Source organism: Burkholderia sp. MSMB1072 (assembly GCF_001524725.1).
GTDB lineage: Bacteria > Pseudomonadota > Gammaproteobacteria > Burkholderiales > Burkholderiaceae > Burkholderia.
In genome coordinates, this window is sequence record NZ_LOYC01000057.1 from 1 (window position 1) to 16,237 (window position 16,237).

Annotated in this window: 17 protein-coding genes; 7 read left to right on the forward strand and 10 right to left on the reverse strand. The window is 68.1% G+C overall.

Annotated features, from left to right (window positions below; all coding sequences use genetic code 11):
- Positions 1–83 precede the first annotated feature (83 nt).
- Entirely contained in the window at positions 84–1,073 is a 990-nt protein-coding gene (locus tag WS89_RS26240) for a zinc-dependent alcohol dehydrogenase family protein (RefSeq protein ID WP_059794641.1), read from the forward strand.
- A gap of 33 nt (positions 1,074–1,106) precedes the next feature.
- On the opposite strand, the gene WS89_RS26245 is transcribed toward WS89_RS26240, so the two are convergent.
- Positions 1,107–2,000 carry an SDR family oxidoreductase gene (locus tag WS89_RS26245; RefSeq protein ID WP_059504366.1) on the reverse strand — a complete coding sequence of 298 codons (894 nt, stop codon included), beginning with the start codon at positions 1,998–2,000 and terminating at the stop codon, positions 1,107–1,109.
- A 95-nt stretch (positions 2,001–2,095) separates the two neighbouring features.
- On the opposite strand from WS89_RS26245, the gene WS89_RS26250 reads away from it, so the two are divergent.
- Positions 2,096–2,956 (forward strand): helix-turn-helix transcriptional regulator, encoded by an 861-nt coding sequence (locus WS89_RS26250; protein ID WP_059794644.1) that lies wholly within the window; start codon positions 2,096–2,098, stop codon positions 2,954–2,956.
- 167 nt (positions 2,957–3,123) lie between these two features.
- Here WS89_RS26250 and WS89_RS26255 read toward each other — a convergent pair whose 3' ends face one another.
- The gene (locus tag WS89_RS26255) at positions 3,124–3,507 is read right to left on the reverse strand and encodes a hypothetical protein (RefSeq protein WP_059504231.1); all 384 of its coding nucleotides are present in this window, start codon (positions 3,505–3,507) and stop codon (positions 3,124–3,126) included.
- Positions 3,508–3,816: 309 nt separating this feature from the next.
- Between WS89_RS26255 and WS89_RS26260 the strand changes: the two genes are divergently transcribed.
- The 3 genes from WS89_RS26260 to WS89_RS26270 all read left to right on the forward strand — a co-directional run bounded on the left by WS89_RS26260 (position 3,817) and on the right by WS89_RS26270 (position 6,245).
- Positions 3,817–4,560 (forward strand): SDR family oxidoreductase, encoded by a 744-nt coding sequence (locus WS89_RS26260; protein ID WP_059504233.1) that lies wholly within the window; start codon positions 3,817–3,819, stop codon positions 4,558–4,560.
- 322 nt (positions 4,561–4,882) lie between these two features.
- On the forward strand, positions 4,883–5,137 hold the full coding sequence (locus tag WS89_RS34745) for a GNAT family N-acetyltransferase (RefSeq protein ID WP_257128234.1): 255 nt from the start codon (positions 4,883–4,885) through the stop codon (positions 5,135–5,137).
- Positions 5,138–5,297: 160 nt separating this feature from the next.
- Positions 5,298–6,245, forward strand: coding sequence for a GlxA family transcriptional regulator (locus tag WS89_RS26270; protein ID WP_059794647.1), 948 nt, complete (start codon positions 5,298–5,300; stop codon positions 6,243–6,245).
- A gap of 101 nt (positions 6,246–6,346) precedes the next feature.
- Here WS89_RS26270 and WS89_RS26275 read toward each other — a convergent pair whose 3' ends face one another.
- From WS89_RS26275 to WS89_RS26285, 3 genes are all read right to left on the reverse strand, one after another.
- A complete protein-coding gene (locus WS89_RS26275) occupies positions 6,347–6,820 on the reverse strand; it encodes a YybH family protein (RefSeq protein WP_059794651.1) in 474 nt (157 codons plus the stop codon).
- 66 nt (positions 6,821–6,886) lie between these two features.
- Entirely contained in the window at positions 6,887–7,741 is an 855-nt protein-coding gene (locus tag WS89_RS26280; protein WP_059794654.1) for a DJ-1/PfpI family protein, read from the reverse strand.
- A 152-nt stretch (positions 7,742–7,893) separates the two neighbouring features.
- Entirely contained in the window at positions 7,894–8,640 is a 747-nt protein-coding gene (locus WS89_RS26285) for an SDR family oxidoreductase (protein ID WP_059794657.1), read from the reverse strand.
- A 506-nt stretch (positions 8,641–9,146) separates the two neighbouring features.
- Between WS89_RS26285 and WS89_RS26295 the strand changes: the two genes are divergently transcribed.
- A complete protein-coding gene (locus tag WS89_RS26295) occupies positions 9,147–10,484 on the forward strand; it encodes an MFS transporter (protein ID WP_059794662.1) in 1,338 nt (445 codons plus the stop codon).
- 147 nt (positions 10,485–10,631) lie between these two features.
- Positions 10,632–11,621, forward strand: a complete 990-nt coding sequence (locus WS89_RS26300) for a PDR/VanB family oxidoreductase (RefSeq protein WP_059794665.1) — start codon at positions 10,632–10,634, stop codon at positions 11,619–11,621.
- Positions 11,622–11,724: 103 nt separating this feature from the next.
- On the opposite strand, the gene WS89_RS26305 is transcribed toward WS89_RS26300, so the two are convergent.
- The 5 genes from WS89_RS26305 to WS89_RS26325 all read right to left on the reverse strand — a co-directional run bounded on the left by WS89_RS26305 (position 11,725) and on the right by WS89_RS26325 (position 16,195).
- Complete coding sequence (locus WS89_RS26305) at positions 11,725–12,642, reverse strand: LysR family transcriptional regulator (RefSeq protein WP_059795065.1); 918 nt, start codon at positions 12,640–12,642, stop codon at positions 11,725–11,727.
- 88 nt (positions 12,643–12,730) lie between these two features.
- Positions 12,731–13,651 carry a LysR family transcriptional regulator gene (locus WS89_RS26310; protein WP_059794667.1) on the reverse strand — a complete coding sequence of 307 codons (921 nt, stop codon included), beginning with the start codon at positions 13,649–13,651 and terminating at the stop codon, positions 12,731–12,733.
- A 67-nt stretch (positions 13,652–13,718) separates the two neighbouring features.
- Positions 13,719–14,429, reverse strand: a complete 711-nt coding sequence (locus WS89_RS26315; protein ID WP_059794669.1) for a hypothetical protein — start codon at positions 14,427–14,429, stop codon at positions 13,719–13,721.
- 3 nt (positions 14,430–14,432) lie between these two features.
- Positions 14,433–14,960, reverse strand: a complete 528-nt coding sequence (locus WS89_RS26320; protein WP_059795068.1) for a flavin reductase — start codon at positions 14,958–14,960, stop codon at positions 14,433–14,435.
- A 38-nt stretch (positions 14,961–14,998) separates the two neighbouring features.
- Positions 14,999–16,195 (reverse strand): acyl-CoA dehydrogenase family protein, encoded by a 1,197-nt coding sequence (locus WS89_RS26325; protein WP_082741978.1) that lies wholly within the window; start codon positions 16,193–16,195, stop codon positions 14,999–15,001.
- Between the last annotated feature and the right edge of the window lie 42 nt (positions 16,196–16,237).

The following is a 16,237-nucleotide window of genomic DNA, read 5'->3' on the forward strand; positions in this document are numbered from 1 at the left end:
GGCCGGATATAGAGCTGCAGCCCATCCTGTCTGTCGGAACACACGAAAACTGTTGCAAACGGGACGCGTTCATATAGCGCTCCATGGCCCGCATCGTTCGTTTCCACCGCGTCGGCGGCCCCGACGTACTGCAGATCGACACCGTCGACGTGCCCGCGCCGGGCCCCGACGACATCCAGCTACGCGTGAAGGCGATCGGTCTCAATCGTGCGGAAGTCATGTTCCGCCGCGGCGAATACACGTTCATGCCGCGTTTTCCGGCGTCGCTCGGCTACGAGGCGTCGGGCGTGGTCGCGGCGGTCGGCCGCAACGTGACGGCGTTCGCCGAAGGCGACGCGGTGAGCGTGGTGCCGGCGTTCTCGTTCGCCGACTACGGAATGTACGGCGAGGTGGTCAACGTGCCCGCGCATGCGGTGGTCAGGCATCCGGAGAGCCTGTCGTTCGAGGAAGCGGCCGCGACGTGGATGATGTTCGTGACGGCCTACGGCGCGCTGATCGAACTCGGCGGGCTCCAGCGCGGCGATGCGGTGCTGATCGGCGCCGCGTCGAGCAGCGTCGGGCAGGCCGCGATCCAGATCGCGAACCTGATCGGCGCGGTGCCGATCGCGCTGACGCGCGGCGAATCGAAGCGTCGGGCGCTGCTCGATGCGGGCGCGAAGCACGTGATCGTCGGCAGCCCCGCCGACCTGCCGCAACAGGTGGCCGAAATCACGGGCGGCATCGGCGCGCGTCTCGTGTTCGACCCGGTCGGCGGCCCCGACGCGGCGAACCTGCTGCGTACGCTGGCCACTGACGGCACGTTCTTCCAGTACGGCGCGCTCGACACGCGCGACATCCCGGTGCCGGTGATGGACCTGCTCGCGCGCCACCTGACGCTGCGCGGCTACGAGCTGTTCGAGATCACCGGCAGCGCGCAACGGCTCGAACGCGCGAAGCGCTTCATCGTCGACGGGCTCGCGGCCGGCACGCTGAAGCCGCGAATCGATCGCACGTTCGCGTTCGACGACATCGTGGACGCGCACCGCTACATGGAAGCCGGCGCGCAGGTCGGCAAGATCGTCGTCACGGTCTGAGCCGCGCCCATGGCGAGCGGCGCGCGCCGCTCGTCAGCTTTCGAAATACCGCGGCCGGTCGATATCGGCCAGCAGCCGCGGCTGCGTCGGCGCCCAGCCGAGCGATGCCCGCGTGCGCTCGCTGGTTGCGGGCGCATCCATCCCCGCAAACATCGCGAACCAGCCGAAGTGCTCGCCGGCTTCCGCCGCCGACTTCGCGACGACCGGCACGTTCAGCCGGCGGCCGATCACCTCGGCGATCTCGCGGAACGGCACGCCCGTATCGTCGACCGCGTGATAGCGCGCACCGGCCGCGCCGCGTTCGATCGCGAGCCGGTACACGCGCGCCGCGTCGAGCCGGTGCACGGCCGGCCAGCGGTTCGCACCGTCGCCGATGAACGCCGATACGCCCTTCTCCCGCGCGAACGCGATCAGGCGCGGCACGAACGCGTGATCGCCGTCGCCATGCACGGACGGTGGCAGGCGGACGACCGACGCATGCACGCCGCGCGCTTCCAACGCGACCGCGGTCGCTTCGGACGCACGCGGATAGCTCGCCGACACCGGCACGTGCGGATCGTCCTCCGTCGCCGCCCGGCCGGGCGCGACGAGCGCGAGGCCCGACGTGACGACCAGCGGCCGCGCCGAGCCGGCGAGCACCGCGCCGATCGTCTCGATCGCGCGGCGATCGAGTTCGCAGTTCTGCGCGAAACGCGAGAAGTCGTGATTGAATCCCGTATGGATCACCGCATCGGCGGCCTCGGCGCCGCGCGTCAGGCTGTCGAGATCCTCCAGCGACCCGCGATGGACGTCGGCGCCGGCCGCGGCAACCGACGCCGCGGCCGCATCGGACCGCGCCAGCCCGAGCACCGAGTGCCCGGCCGCCACGAGTTCGGCCACGACGGCCGAACCGACGAATCCCGATGCTCCCGTAACAAAGACACGCATGTTCAGCACCTCCGGATGAAATGGAGGCTTACTATGTGCCGATGGCCGCTCGCGGTGAAGCCGTGACGGTTTACCGGTAAACGAACTAACAGGATATGGCTGACGCCCCCGACAACCTGCTCGGCGCGTACCTGCGGGACCGCCGCGAGAAACTCGACCCGGCCGCGCTCGGGCTGCCGGCCACGCGCCGCCGCACGCCGGGCCTGCGGCGCGAGGAAGTCGCGCAGCGCGCGCATGTGAGCGCCGCGTGGTACACCTGGCTCGAACAGGGGCGCGGCGGCGCGCCGTCGGCCGACGTGCTCGACCGGCTCGCCCGCGCGCTGATGCTCAACGAGGCCGAGCGCGAGCACCTGTTCCTGCTCGGCGTCGGCCACCCGCCCGAGGTGCGCTATCACGCGCCGGCCAGCGTGACGCCGCGCCTGCAGCACGTGCTCGATTCGCTCGACGCGAGCCCGGCGATCATACGCACGGCGACCTGGGACGTCGCCGCGTGGAACGACGCAGCGGCCGCGACGCTGACCGACTACGCGACACTGCCGCCGGCCGCACGCAACATCCTGCGGCTGATCTTCGTCGACGCGCGCGTGCGCGCCGTGCAGCCGAACTGGGAGCGCATCGCGCGGTTCGCGGTCGGTGCATTTCGTGCGGACGTCGTGCGCAGCGGCGCGACGCAGGCCGTGCAGGCGTTCGTCGACGAGATGCGCGCGACGAGCGCCGAATTCGACGCGATGTGGCGCGACCACGCAATCCATTCGCAGCACGAAGGCACGAAGGAGATCCGCCATCCGCAGGCCGGCCGGATCGCGTTCGAATATTCGGCGTTCACGGTCACCGGCCGCCCGGATCTGAGCCTCGTGATCTTCACGCCGGCGACGCAGGACGACCGCGCGCGGATCCGGGCGCTCGTCACGGCCCGCGAACGGGCACGCAGCACGGTGCAGGCACCGGCCGTATGACCGCGCACGGCTTTCCCGGGAGCTTGATTCCGCACGACACGGATCGACGGATCGCGGAGCAGTATGTGCCGTTCGATATCGACCACTGACGAACGCGCGCGGAAAACGCAAAGGGGCGTCGCGCGCGGATGCGCGACGCCCCTGATTCATTCACGGAAAAGTACCGACTATGCCGCGCGCTGCAGCAGGTCCGTGGCGAAAGACTTCGCATGCGCGACGGCTTCCTGCGCGTCGCCGAATACGCCGAGCTGATCCCAGTGCTCTTCGGCCGCGTAGGTGCCTTTCACGGCGAGCGCCCGCTGGACGCTCAATTGCGCCGCGTACCGGCCATCATCCAGCGGCCGGGCCTTCGCGACGACCTTGTGCGGCGGGCTGGCCCGCTCCGGCTGAACCAGCTCGACAGGGCCGCTGGCCGTGCCGATATTCATCAACTCGTTCCTGGCGTTGCAGTCGGGGCAGTAGAAGCACCAGCCCGCGTCCTCCTGATGGTGCCTGACCTGCCCGCGAGCCAGCACGGCACGACATTCGACGTTTTCGCAGATGAACGGCATCGCAGTCTCCGGAGTTGTTTGTCGGAAATCCTAGCATGTCCGCGGGCGGTCAACCATCGGCATCCGCATGATTGCCGCGCCGGGGTTTCGGCGGGTTACGGAGGCCCGGCCGCGGGAGCGTCGCCGCCTTCCGCTGCACTGCAAAATCGGCGCATTTCCCGGATCTGGAAGTAGCAGGCGCAACCGCGCGCCGGATCGTGCCCCACGCATTCTCGGAGAATCGTGCAAGAAATGCGGACTTGCGGAATAACGGTCACGCATGCTTCCGCGCGATGCTGTCGGTTCTTCATCTCCCACCGAGGAACGGACATGACCCGCCACGACATCGAACAGAAAGTAATCCTGATCACCGGCGCGAGCAGCGGCATCGGCGAGGCCACCGCCCGCTATCTGGGCGCGCGCGGCGCGCGCCTGATGCTCGGTGCGCGCCGCACCGAACGCCTGGCCGCGCTCGCCGACGACATTCGCGCCGACGGCGGCACCGCGGCCTGGCGCGCGCTCGACGTCACGCAGCGCAGCGACAGCGTCGCCTTCGTCGACGCCGCGCTCGCCGAGTACGGGCAGATCGACGTCATCGTCAACAACGCGGGCGTCATGCCGCTGTCTCCGATGGCGTCGCTGAAGGTCGACGAGTGGGACCGCATGGTCGACGTGAACATCAAGGGTGTGCTGTACGGCATCGCGGCCGCCCTGCCGGTGATGAATCGGCAGGGCTTCGGCCAGATCGTCAACGTGTCGTCGATCGGCGGATTGCGGGTATCGCCGACGGCCGCCGTCTATTGCGCGACGAAATACGCGGTACGCGCGATCTCCGAAGGCTTGCGGCAGGAGAACGACAAGCTGCGCGTCACGTGCATCTGCCCGGGTGTCGTCACGTCCGAGCTGGCCGACACGATTACCGACCCGGTCGCCGCCGAAGCGATGACGCGATACCGCAGCATCGCGCTCGAACCCGACGCGATCGCGGCGGCCATCGCGTATGCGATCGCGCAGCCAGCCGATGTCGACGTGAACGAGATCGTCGTGCGTCCGACCGCGACGGTCGCGGGCTAGCGGACGACGCGTCTGCCCGAGGTCGCCCGGGATAAACTGTCGGCCCGACACCGAACCTGGAGATGCTCGATGTTGATCCGCGTTGCGACACTGGCCGATGCCGTCCCGCTCGCCGAATTGAAGCGCGATACGTTTCGCGAGACCTTTCTGCAGGACGGGTTCGGCATCGACTATCCGCCGGACGATCTGGCCGAGTACGAAGCCCGGACGTACTCGGTTGCGGCGATCGCCGAGCAGCTCGGCGACCCGCAGTGCCGGACGTGGGTCGCGGAAGGCGACGACGGCTCGCTGGTCGGATACGTGCAAGCTTCCCCATCCGGACGTGGCGGACGGTGCGGGCGAGATCCATCAGATCTATCTGCGCCGCAGCACGCAGGGAACCGGCGCCGGACGGGCGTTGTTCGACGCCGCGCTCCAGTATCTCGCCGCGACGCGCCCCGGCCCGGTATGGCTGGGCGTGTGGTCGGGCAACGCGAAGGCCATCGCGTTCTACGAAAAGGCAGGCTTCAAGCGTGTCGGCACGTACGATTTCAAGGTCGGCGAATCGACCGATCTCGAGTTCATCTATCGTCGCTGACCGGCGCTTCCTGTCGGCATCGCGTGAACGCGGCGCAAACCGATACAGTCGATCGACGACGGCGTAAGCGACGCCCTGCCGTCGTTTCGAGCCAAATGGCACGATTCGAGGGTTCCCGGTAAAATCCGCCACTCCGGCGCTATCGACTCATTGCTTCGTCATGCATCGAATTGGATTCTTCGTTTGCCGCGGCTACGACGCGCTCGATCTCGGCGGGCCGCTGTCGGCCTTCAATCAGGTGGCCACGGCCGCCGGCTACACGCCCTACGATCTTCACGTCGTCTCGCCCTCCGGCGGCCCGATTCCCGGCAATACCGGCCTTTCGATCGACACGAAACCGATCGGCAGGCGCGCGTTCGACACCGTCGTGTTCGTCGGCGGCGATATCGCCCCGATGCAGACACCGGAAAATATCGCCGCCGCCAGCAAGCTGGCCGCCCACGCGTCGCGGGTGGCCAGCGTGTGCACGGGCGCATTTCTGCTGGCGGAAACCGGTTCGCTGGACGGCCTGAGAGCGGCGACGCACTGGCGCTACGCCGCGCAATTGCAGGCACGCTTCCCGCGCACGCGGGTGGACGGCGACAGTATCTACGTCGTCGATGGCCATGTCTGGACGTCGGCGGGCATCGCATCCGGCATCGACCTCGCGCTCGGCATGATCGAACGGGATATGAGCACGGAAATCGCGCGCGAGGTCTCGCGGCTGCTGGTCGTTCCGTATCGGCGGCCCGGCGGGCAGTCGCAATTCTCCGCGATGTCGCGGATGGAGCCGGAATCGGATCGCATCCGCATCGCGCTGAATTTCGCCCGGGAACATCTGGCCGAAGCGTTGCCGGTCGAGCGGCTCGCCGATGCCGCCCGCTTGAGTGTGCGGCAGTTCGGGCGTGCGTTTCGCCGGGAAACCGGCGAAACGCCGGCGAGGGCCGTCGAGCGTTTGCGCGTCGAAGCAGCGAGGCTGCGCCTTCAGGGCGGCAGCGAGCCGATCGAACAGATTGCGCTGGCGGTGGGATTCACCGATCCGGAACGGATGCGCCGAGCGTTCGTCAAGCTGCTTGGACACCCGCCGCAAGCGGTTCGTCGCGAGAGCAGGTCGAACGCAGCGCGCTGATCGGTTGCCTGCCGATCGGCGCGCTGCATGGCCCACTTCCCGCTAACCGGCTATGGGCGCGTGAGCACGTAGCGCGCCAATTCGCCGGCCGTCAGCGATAGTCAGTCCTTGACCGGCGGGTAAGCGTTCCACATGTCGCGATGCAGCTTCCACGTGCCGCCCTGCTTCAGGAAGACGAGCGTCTGCTTGGCGCGGATCTTGAGCTTTCCCTCACCGTCTCGAACCTCCACGTCCGATACCTCCGTCACGACCCGGTCGTCACCGTAGAACTCGACGTTGCTGAACGATACGGTGCCGGGTTTCGATCCGGCATACCCGTTGGTGAAGTACTCGGCGATCGCGCGGCGGCCCGTGACTTTGTCGCCTCCCGGCGGCAAGAGCGTACCGTCGTCGGTATAGAGGCGGCTTATCGCGTCGTAGTCCCCTCGCGCAAAGGCATCCGCCCAGCGCGTGTTCTCGGCCTTGATGGCCGCTTCGGGCGGGCGTTGCGCGCCACCGGCGATAGCCGGCGCCGTGAATGCAAAGAGGGACATGCACGCTGCGAACGCAGCAGTACGAAGATGAATCTGTCGCATCGAGTGAGTTCCGAATCGGGTTTGAATTGAAGAGGCGGTGATTCGCACGCATGGCCCGCAAGCGCGTCAACGAACGCCGGGAACGCGTGCGAGTCCCTTCGATGCGCCGGGCAGCTTCTTGTCGACCATCGCGACGAGTTCGGGCCGCGCATCTCTCGGATGACCGGAGTGGAACGGCGGATCGGGATCGTATTCGACGACGAGTTGCGTGTATTCGGCCGCCTGCCGGCCGCGCAGCTTCGCCGCCACGCGCAGCGCGAAATCGATGCCCGCCGTCACGCCGCCGCCGCTCATGAAGCGGCCGTCGTCGTCCTCGACGAAGCGATCGGGCACGGGAATCGCGCCATACTCGGACAGCTTGTTGAGAAAGGCCCAGTGGCAGGCGCTGCGCTTGCCGTCGAGCACACCCGTCGCGGCGAGCACGAGCGAGCCGTTGCACACCGACGTCACATGTCTGGCACTTTCCGCCAGGCGCCGGATCTGCGCCTGATACGCCGGCCGCATCGGCGCCGACAAATTGGACCCGCCGGGCACGAGAATCATGTCGGTCTTGTCGATGTCGGCCAGCCGTTCGGTCTTGCCGTACACGACGCCGAATTCGAGCGTCACGTCGCCGCCATCGAGGCTCGCATAGCGCACGTTCGTATTCGGCAGCCGATGGAAGATCTCGCTGGGGCCCGCGAAGTCGAGCAGCGTGCCGCCGTCATAATTGACGATCAGGATATCGAACGGCTCGTTCGGCGCGAGCAGCCCTGCGCTATCCCTCTGCGCCAGCGCAGGCGTGGCGTGCCCGAGCAACGCGCCGCCGCCCAGCACGGCGCCGAGGGTGGCGGCGCTGCCGAACTTCAGGACATCGCGGCGCGAGCGGCCTGCCCGCGTAAGTTGCCTGGCAGAGGCATGGTTATCGCTACTGTCGGTCAAGATGATTGCTCCTTGCACTTCGGCCCATCGGCGAGCGCAACCTCGCCGGGCCGGATGAAATAACCGCCACGGCGAACGGCGCGGCGAACGTGAAATCGGGATAGGGATGAGCCGGGATGGCGTGCCGGGCCCGGGAAGCGCGAAGCGCAAACTCAAAGCTGCGACGCGCCGCCATCGACGACCAGCTCCGTGCCGACGACGTACGACGATTCGTCGCTGGCGAGATAGAGCGCCGCGTATGCGATATCGTCGGCCTTGCCCATGCGGCCCGCCGGATTCGCTTCCGCGAATTCGGTCTTGCGGTCGCGCACCCATTCGTCAGGCTTGCCCCACTTCGAGAGCAGCGGCGTATCGATCGGGCCGGGCGCGATTGCGTTGAAACGGATTTTCCGGTCGAGAAATTCGTACGACCAACTGCGAGCCAACGATCGCACGGCAGCCTTCGCCGCCGCGGTCAGCGAGATGCCGTGCTTGCCGGTCTGCGCGACGAACGAGGTATTGAGGATTACCGACGAACCTTCTCGCAGGTACGGCAGCGCTGCTCGAAGCGTGTACACCACGCCCTTGACGTTGACGTCCATGATGTCGTCATAGAGCGTGTCGTCGATGTCGTCGACTGCGGACGGGAAGGCCCAGCCGGCATTGGCGAACACGACATCGAGACCGCCGAACGTCTCGTTGGCCTCGGCAGCAATCGCGCGCATGTCGTCGAGCGACCGCACGTCGCCCTTGAGCACGACCGCATGCTTGCCGAGCTCCGCCTTCACGCGTTCGAATACGGTCTCGTCGCGCCCCGTCACCGCGACGCGCGCACCTTCCGCAATGAACAGCTTCGCGGTGGCGAGACCGATGCCGCTGGTGCCACCGGTGATCAACGCCGACTTGTTCTCGAGCCTCATCTTCCGTTCCTTTTCATGTCCGCGATCGATCGGGCCGAATACGCGACGCGCGATGGCGTTTGCAGGCTGGTTCCGGCTTGATCGTCCACGTGAAGTATGGAACGGGAGGCCGATGGCGCAAAGGTCGTATAACCCTCAAAAAACGCCATTCGGTGCGAACGGGCGCGACACACCGGACGACATCGTTCGCGGTACGTCGATGGCGGCCGCGCGATCGCTCGGCAAATCGCGACTTCGCTCCGCGGCGTCTTCGGTTCGTCGAACGGATGGCGCAAGCCGCCGCGCTCGATCCGCGCCGGCGAACGGGGACACGCGCCGGAACCGGCAGATCGAGCGGTGACGGGCGCCGGCGCGCACGGGCACGGCCACGCGCGCCGCGACCATCATTTGCGGGAGTGATGACACTTCCCTTTTTCTGTGGATTTGACCGGGAGAGCCGTGCCGACAACACTAGCCCGCAGTGCCGCACAAGACGGCACGCACCCGCCCCCCCATCAGAGCCCGCCATGTACCCGACCGACACCGTGCAATCCCCGAGCGCCGCCCGGCCGCTCGCCGACCGGCAACTGCGCCGGATCGTCATCGCCTCCGTCGCCGGCAACGCGATGGAGTGGTACGACTTCTTCGTGTACGGCACGGCCGCGGCACTGGTATTCGGCCACGTGTTCTTTCCGCCCGGCGCATCGCCGCTCGCAGGCAGCCTCGCCGCGTTCGCGGCATTCGCGCTCGGCTTCGTCGCGCGCCCGCTCGGCGGGATCGTGTTCGGCCACGTCGGCGATCGCTACGGGCGCAAGGCGTCGCTCGTGTGGACGCTGCTGATCATGGGCGCATCGACCTTCGCGATCGGCCTGCTGCCGACCTATGCGCAGGTCGGCCTGTGGGCGCCGGCCGCGCTCGTCGTGCTGCGCCTGCTGCAGGGCATCGCGTCCGGCGGCGAATGGGGCGGCGGCGTACTGATGATCAGCGAGAACGCGCCGCCCGAGCAGCGCGGCTATTACGCAGCGTGGAGCCAGCTCGGCGTGGGCGGCGGCTTCGTGCTGTCGTCGGCCGCGTTTCTCGCCGCACAGGCGCTGCCGGACGACATGTTCCGCACGTGGGGCTGGCGGCTGCCGTTCCTCGCGAGCGTCGCGATCTTCGCGATCGGCATCTATATCCGTCGCCATCTGCCGGAAAGCCGCGACTTCGAGCAGGCCGGCAAGCGCGGCGCGCACACGCATTTGCCGATCGTCGAGTGCATCCGCCGCCATCCGAAGGAAATCCTGCTCGCGATGGGGCTGCGTGTGGCCGAGAACGGCGGCGCGTACATCTTCCTCGCGTTCTCGCTCGTCTACGGCAAATACGTCGGCATCCCGAACGGCACGATGCTGGCCGGCGTGATGATCGCGATGATCGTCGAGATGGGTGCGATGCTCGCATGGGGCCGCCTGTCCGACCGGATCGGCCGCAAGCCCGTGTACCTGATCGGCGCGTTGAGCCTCGTCGCGTGCGCGTTTCCGTTCTTCTGGCTGCTCGACACGCGTGCGACGCCGCTCGTGTGGCTCGCGCTGACGGTCGGCACGGCGGTGAGCCACGGCGCGATGATCGGTACGCTGCCCGCGCTCGTTGGCGAGCTGTTCAGCACCGAGGTGCGTTACTCGGGCGTCGCGCTCGGTCACGAAGTCGCGTCGATCTTCGCGGGTGGGATGTCGCCGTTGATCGCGACCGCGCTGCTCGCGCGCTATCACGCGTCGTGGCCGGTGTCGCTGTTCCTCGTTGCGCTCGGCCTCGTGACCGTCGCGACGCTGTGCGCGATGCGCGAGACGCGCATCGCGCCCGCCGACGGTTCGCGCGACCATCCGGCATGACCGCGAGAGCGCCACGAATCATCCATCTCACTGATTCAGGCATCGCTTTTTTATCGATTTGATTTATGCGACGCCCATCCCTATTCTCGATCGCATGACGGCGCGGCGCGCTGCCGCGCCGCTTTCCTCTACCCCACGGAATTTCCCATGCAAGCGAACCGCCACCATGTCCGGATCGACGCGCTGATCGACGCGGCGCAGGACATCCGCTGTTTCCAGGTCTCGCGCGTCGACGGCCAGCCGTTCGACGCGTACGAGCCGGGCGCCCATATCGACGTCACCGCGCCGTCCGGCATCACGCGACAATATTCGCTGTGCGGCGACCCCGACGAGCGCGGCAGTTATCTCTTCGCGGTGAAGAAGGAAGCGCACTCGCGCGGCGGCTCGCGTTCGCTGCACGACGACGTGCGCGTCGGCACCGAATTGTCGATCGGCACGCCGCGCAACCTGTTTCGTCTGACGGATGACGCGAGCGAGCACGTGCTCGTCGCGGCCGGCATCGGCATCACGCCGCTGCTGTCGATGGCGTACGCGCTGAACCGGCGCGGCGCGCGCTACCGGTTGCATTACTTCGCGCGCAGTCGCGAGCACGCCGCCTTCGTCGACGAACTGTCGGCCGAACCGTTCGCATCGCACGTGACGTTCCATTACGGCGTCGAGCCCGACGCGCTCGCGGCCGAGCTCCGCGGCTGCGTCGCGTCGATCGATGCGCACGCACATGTCTATACGTGCGGCCCGGGGCCGTTCATGGATGCGGTCGTCGCCGCGGCCGCCACGTGCGTTCCCGACGAGGCGATCCATCTCGAACGCTTCGCGGCGGAACCCGTCGCCGCGGAAGCGGGCCACGCCGCAGCCGACACCGGCCCTACCGACGGTTTCGAAGTGCGCCTGCGGCGCAGCGGGAAATCGGTGCGCGTGACGCCCGACACGTCGATCGTCGACGCGCTCGCGCGCATCGGCATCGAAGTCGATACGTCATGCGGCGAAGGCGTGTGCGGCACCTGCATGGTGCCCGTCGTCGACGGCGAGCCCGATCATCGCGACCACTGCCTGAGCAAGGCCGAGCGCGCGAGCAATGCGGTGATCTGCTGCTGTGTGTCGCGCGCGCGCTCCGCCGTGCTGGTACTCGATCTCTGATGCACCGAGTGCGCCGACGTGCTGCGGCGCCGACCTGGCGATCGACCAATGCACCGGTGCGCCGGCGACACCCATCGGCCGCCCGTCGCGCCCCGCCCGAGCGTCATTCGTCGAAACGCTCGACGATCTCGGCGAGCAGCGCGCGCATCCACGCGTTGCCCTCGTCTTCATGGAAGTGCTCGTGCCAGTGCATCGTCACCGGCGCGGGCGGCAGCGTGACCGGCAGCTCATACAGGCGGAATGCGTTGTCGCGGTTCAGGATCTGCGCGAGCCGCTTCGGCAGCGTCGCATACAGATCGGTGACCGACAGTACGCTCGGCAGCGCGACGAAGTGCGGCACCTCGAGCGCGATGTTGCGGCCCACGCCCTGCGCGCGCAATGCGTCGTCGAGTGCGTGGTGGCTGTGCTCGACCGACTTCACGTTGACGTGCGCGGCGCGCACGAACTGCTCGAGGCTCAACGCGGCCGCCGTCGGCAGCCCGCGCCGGCGCCCCGTCATGCATACGTAGGTTTCCTCGAACAGCACCTGGTGACGCGTGCGCGGCATCAGCTCCGGCAGGTTGCCGATCGCGAAATCGAGCCGGCTCGCGCGCAGCGCTTCCTCGATCTCCTCCACCGGCAGCGGCTGCACGCTCAGCGTCACGCGCGGCGCACGGTCGCGCAGCGCCTGGCAGATGGCCGGCAGATACGCCATCTCGCCCGCGTCCGACAACGACAGCCGGAACGTGCGCGTGCTGGTGGCCGGATCGAAGCGCTCCGCGTAGCGCAACGCGACGCGCACCATGTCGAGCGCCTTGCCGACGATGCCCGCGAGTTCGAGCGCGACCGGCGTCGGCTGCATGCCCGAACGCGTCCGCACGAACAGCGGATCGTCGAACAGCGTGCGCAGCCGGCCGAGCGAATAGCTGACGGCCGGCTGCGACAGCGCGAGCCGCTCGCCGGCCTTCGTCAGGCTGCGTTCCTCGACGATTGCCTGGAACACGCGCAACAGGTTCAGATCGAGATGATCGACCGACGTCATCACCGCCTCCACTATTCGTCGAATTGATGCGTGAACGCATTCTAAATCAGTGAAGCGGATTTTTACGCACGCGCGTGCGGCCTTGCCGTCACGCTTGCGGCCGATGGAACATCTCGTGGATCACGCCGCGCAGCCATGCGATGCCCGGGTCCGCCGCGAACTGTACGTGCGTGTGCATCTGGATCTCGATCGGCGGCAGCACGAACGGCAGCGGAAAGATCCGGAACGCGCGGCCGCGGTTGAAACGCTCGGCGACGCTGCGCGGAAAGATGATCGCCAAGTCGGTGTGCTGCACGATCTCCGGCGCGACGATGAAGTGCGGCAGGCGCAGCACGACGGTACGCTCGACGTGCAGCTCGTCGAGCCACTTCTCGACCATCCGGTGGCCGGTCGCGTTGCTGCTCGCGTAGACGTAGCGCAGCGCGGTCAGGTCCTCCTGCGTCGGCGCGCGCTTGCGCAGCGGATGGCCTGCCCGCACCATGCACACGTGCTCGTCGGAGAACAGCGTCTCGCTCACGCACCCCGGGCCCGGGTCGGGCACGTAGCCAAGCGCGAGATCGATCTCGCCGCTGCGCATCGCGGCGCCGACCGCATCGACAGCCGCGTTCGCGATGTCGACGCGAATGCCCGGCGCGGCTTGCGCGAGCTTCGCGAGCAACGGCGGCAGGAAATAGAACTCCGACATGTCGGACATCGACAGGCGGAACGTGCGGCTGGCAGTGGCCGGATCGAAATGCGCGACCTGCTGCACCGCGAGATCGATGATGCCGAACGCGCGCGTCAGCGGGCCGTGCAACTGGCGCGCCGCATCGGTCGGCGCCATGCCGGCGGGCGTCCGCACGAACAGCGGATCGTCGAACAGATTGCGCAAGCGCCGCAACGCATGGCTGACGGCCGGCTGCGTGAGCCCGAGCCGCTCGCCGGCTGCGGTGAGGCTGCGCAGCTCCGAGATCGCGAGGAACACCCGCAACAGGTTGAGGTCGGTGACGACCGGATGGGATTTGGTCATGGCGCTCGTGAGCCGCGGCGGGGGCGCGTCGATACGGCCTGCAGGCGGTCGCACGACGCGGCGCAGACTACTCTGCCGATGTTATCTCAAAATTTTCGCTGGCCATCGGGAAATGCGGCGCGGCGCCGGAAAACGGCGGCAACGCGTCGAAATCCCTGCGCATCAGCAAGCGGACCGGCGACGCCAGCGCGCGCACCAGCGCGTCGGCGTCGTCGAACACGACCTTGTTGCGCTGCATCGCCTCGGCACGCGGCACCGGCAGCGCGCTTCGGTAATCGACGCGCGTATAGATCTCGATCGCGCGGATGCCCGGCAATTGCGCCATCAGCTGCGGATGATGATCGAGGTAATGCGACAGCCACGCGTTCGGATCCTCCGCCTCGCCTTCGTAGCTCACGAGGTAGGTGCAGCTTCGCGCGGCGGCGGCCATGCCGGGGCCAGGCAGCGCAACCCGGCGCACGGCCATCGCCTGCTGCACGACACGCCGCCCCGCCGCCTGCCATCGCATCGTGCACGCGTGCACGGCACCGGTCGGCGCGAGCATTGCTTCGAGCCTGTCGAGCTCGCGAAAATAGCCTTGCAGCACGCATGCGGGCGATGGCGGACGGGCGATGGGATCGGCGTGGTCGGCGACCGCCGCGACAGGTCGATGCACGACCAGCCGCGTCAGCCCGGGCGCCATGCGAAGCGCCGCCACCGCATCGTCGATGCCGGGTAGCGGCCGCTCCGCATCGTCGGAGTCGCCGTGATCGACGATCAGAAACAGGCAGACTTCCATCCGTCACCCCGCCTGCGCGGCCAGCGGATGCGCGAGTCGATGGAACGCGCGGCCGAAATAGATCAGCCCGTCGGCGGCCGCATGCAGCGCGATGTGGTCGACTTCGACGAACATCACCGAATGCGAGCCGACCGACTTGCTGTCGATGATGCGCCCTTCGAGGCTGACGTTCGCATCGGCCAGCACCGGCACGCCGGTCTTGCCGTCCCGCCAGCGCGTGTCGTCGAAGCGCGCGTCGCCCGGCGCTGGCGTCATGCCGGCGAACGTCGTCGCGACTTCCTGGCACGCGGACGGCAACAGGTTGATCGCGACGCGCCCGTTGCCGCGCATGATGTCGTGCGCGCGGCTGCCGCGATTGATGCACACCAGCATCGTCGGCGGCGTGTCCGTCACCGAGCAGACGGCGCTCGCGGTGATGCCCCAGCGGCCATGCGCGCCGTCGGTGGTAATGACGTTGACGCCGGCCGGCAGGCGCGACATCGCCTCGCGAAAATCCCGGCGGACGTCGTCGTGAATCGTTGCATCGTTCATTTCATGCTCCTGCTGCGAGGAATCGGTGTGGCTGCCGATCACGGATACGGCGTGACGGGTGCGATGCCGGCGAACACGGCGCCGGAGCCGTCGTAGGTCGCTTCGCCGAGAAACGCGTGCTGCGTGACCACGATCGAATCGCGCACCAGTTGTTGCAGACGGTTCTCGCGATAGATCGCGGCTGTTCCGGCCAGTTGGTATGCCTGCATCACGACCTTCGCGCATACCTGCGCGGCGTGCGTCGCGCTCAGCCGCAACAGGTTCGCCTGCTGCGGCGACACCGGCCGGCCGGCGGCCAGCGACGCCCACGCCGCCTCCGCCGTTTCGTAGAAGAACGCGCGCGCGCTGCGCCAGTCGGCCTCGGCCTTCGCGAGCCCTTCGCGGTAGTACGGGCGATCGGCGAGACGCGGCGCGCCGGTGGTCGTCTTCGTCGCGCCCGACATCGCGGTGAGCAGGTCGAGCGCGGCCCGCGCGATGCCGACGTTCACGGCTGCATGCACCTGCGCCTGGTATGCGACGGCCGGATAGCGGTACAACGGCTCGTCGACGGTCGGCTCGCCGCCGCGCACGAAGGTCCATGCGTCGGCGACGAACCGGTCGTCCAGCGCGAGATCGTGACTGCCGGTACCCTGCATGCCGACCACGCGCCAGTTCTCGACGATCTCGACGTCGGCGGCCTGAAACACGGCCGTGAACGGCTTGCCCGGCGCGCCGCCGTCGGCCGGCGCACCGCCGATGCCGACGCCGATCCAGTCCGCGCCCTTGCAGCCGCTCGCGAAGCGCCAGCGGCCCGTCACGCGGTAACCGCCCGGCACGCGCCGCGCCGGTTGCAGCGGATAAAGCCCGCCCGCGAATACCTGGTCGGGGCCGCTCGCGTACAGCTCGGCCTGGGTCGCGAGCGGCAGCGCGGCGAGATAGGTATTGGCCGAGCCGAACGCCGCGACCCACGCGGCCGATCCGTCGGCGATCGCGATCCGTTCGAGCATCGCGAGGAACACGTGCGGCGGCAGCGCGTCGCCGCCGAAGCGCGCCGGTGTGCCGGCGCGGAAGATGCCCGCGCGCTTCATCATCGCGATCACGTCGCGCGGCACGTGCGACAGCCGGTCGAATTCGTCGCGCCGGCGCTCGACTTCGGCGATCACCGCATCGAGCGGCAGCGGCGAACGGTCGACCGGTTGCGGCGGAACGGGCGCGTCGCCGGATACGACGGCGCGGATGGCGGAGTTGGCTTGCATGATGACTTCCTGAAAGGGCGAAGGGTCTGGAGCAAAGACGGG

Bases quoted from the DNA above. Each gene is read 5' to 3' on its own strand.
- WS89_RS26240 (WP_059794641.1), top strand. From the start codon at position 84: ATGGCCCGCATCGTTCGTTTCCACCGCGTCGGCGGCCCCGACGTACTG.
- WS89_RS26245 (WP_059504366.1), bottom strand. From the start codon at position 2,000: ATGCGTGTCTTTGTTACGGGAGCATCGGGATTCGTCGGTTCGGCCGTC.
- WS89_RS26250 (WP_059794644.1), top strand. From the start codon at position 2,096: ATGGCTGACGCCCCCGACAACCTGCTCGGCGCGTACCTGCGGGACCGC.
- WS89_RS26255 (WP_059504231.1), bottom strand. From the start codon at position 3,507: ATGCCGTTCATCTGCGAAAACGTCGAATGTCGTGCCGTGCTGGCTCGC.
- WS89_RS26260 (WP_059504233.1), top strand. From the start codon at position 3,817: ATGACCCGCCACGACATCGAACAGAAAGTAATCCTGATCACCGGCGCG.
- WS89_RS26270 (WP_059794647.1), top strand. From the start codon at position 5,298: ATGCATCGAATTGGATTCTTCGTTTGCCGCGGCTACGACGCGCTCGAT.
- WS89_RS26275 (WP_059794651.1), bottom strand. From the start codon at position 6,820: ATGCGACAGATTCATCTTCGTACTGCTGCGTTCGCAGCGTGCATGTCC.
- WS89_RS26285 (WP_059794657.1), bottom strand. From the start codon at position 8,640: ATGAGGCTCGAGAACAAGTCGGCGTTGATCACCGGTGGCACCAGCGGC.
- WS89_RS26295 (WP_059794662.1), top strand. From the start codon at position 9,147: ATGTACCCGACCGACACCGTGCAATCCCCGAGCGCCGCCCGGCCGCTC.
- WS89_RS26300 (WP_059794665.1), top strand. From the start codon at position 10,632: ATGCAAGCGAACCGCCACCATGTCCGGATCGACGCGCTGATCGACGCG.
- WS89_RS26305 (WP_059795065.1), bottom strand. From the start codon at position 12,642: ATGACGTCGGTCGATCATCTCGATCTGAACCTGTTGCGCGTGTTCCAG.
- WS89_RS26310 (WP_059794667.1), bottom strand. From the start codon at position 13,651: ATGACCAAATCCCATCCGGTCGTCACCGACCTCAACCTGTTGCGGGTG.
- WS89_RS26315 (WP_059794669.1), bottom strand. From the start codon at position 14,429: ATGGAAGTCTGCCTGTTTCTGATCGTCGATCACGGCGACTCCGACGAT.
- WS89_RS26320 (WP_059795068.1), bottom strand. From the start codon at position 14,960: ATGAACGATGCAACGATTCACGACGACGTCCGCCGGGATTTTCGCGAG.
- WS89_RS26325 (WP_082741978.1), bottom strand. From the start codon at position 16,195: ATGCAAGCCAACTCCGCCATCCGCGCCGTCGTATCCGGCGACGCGCCC.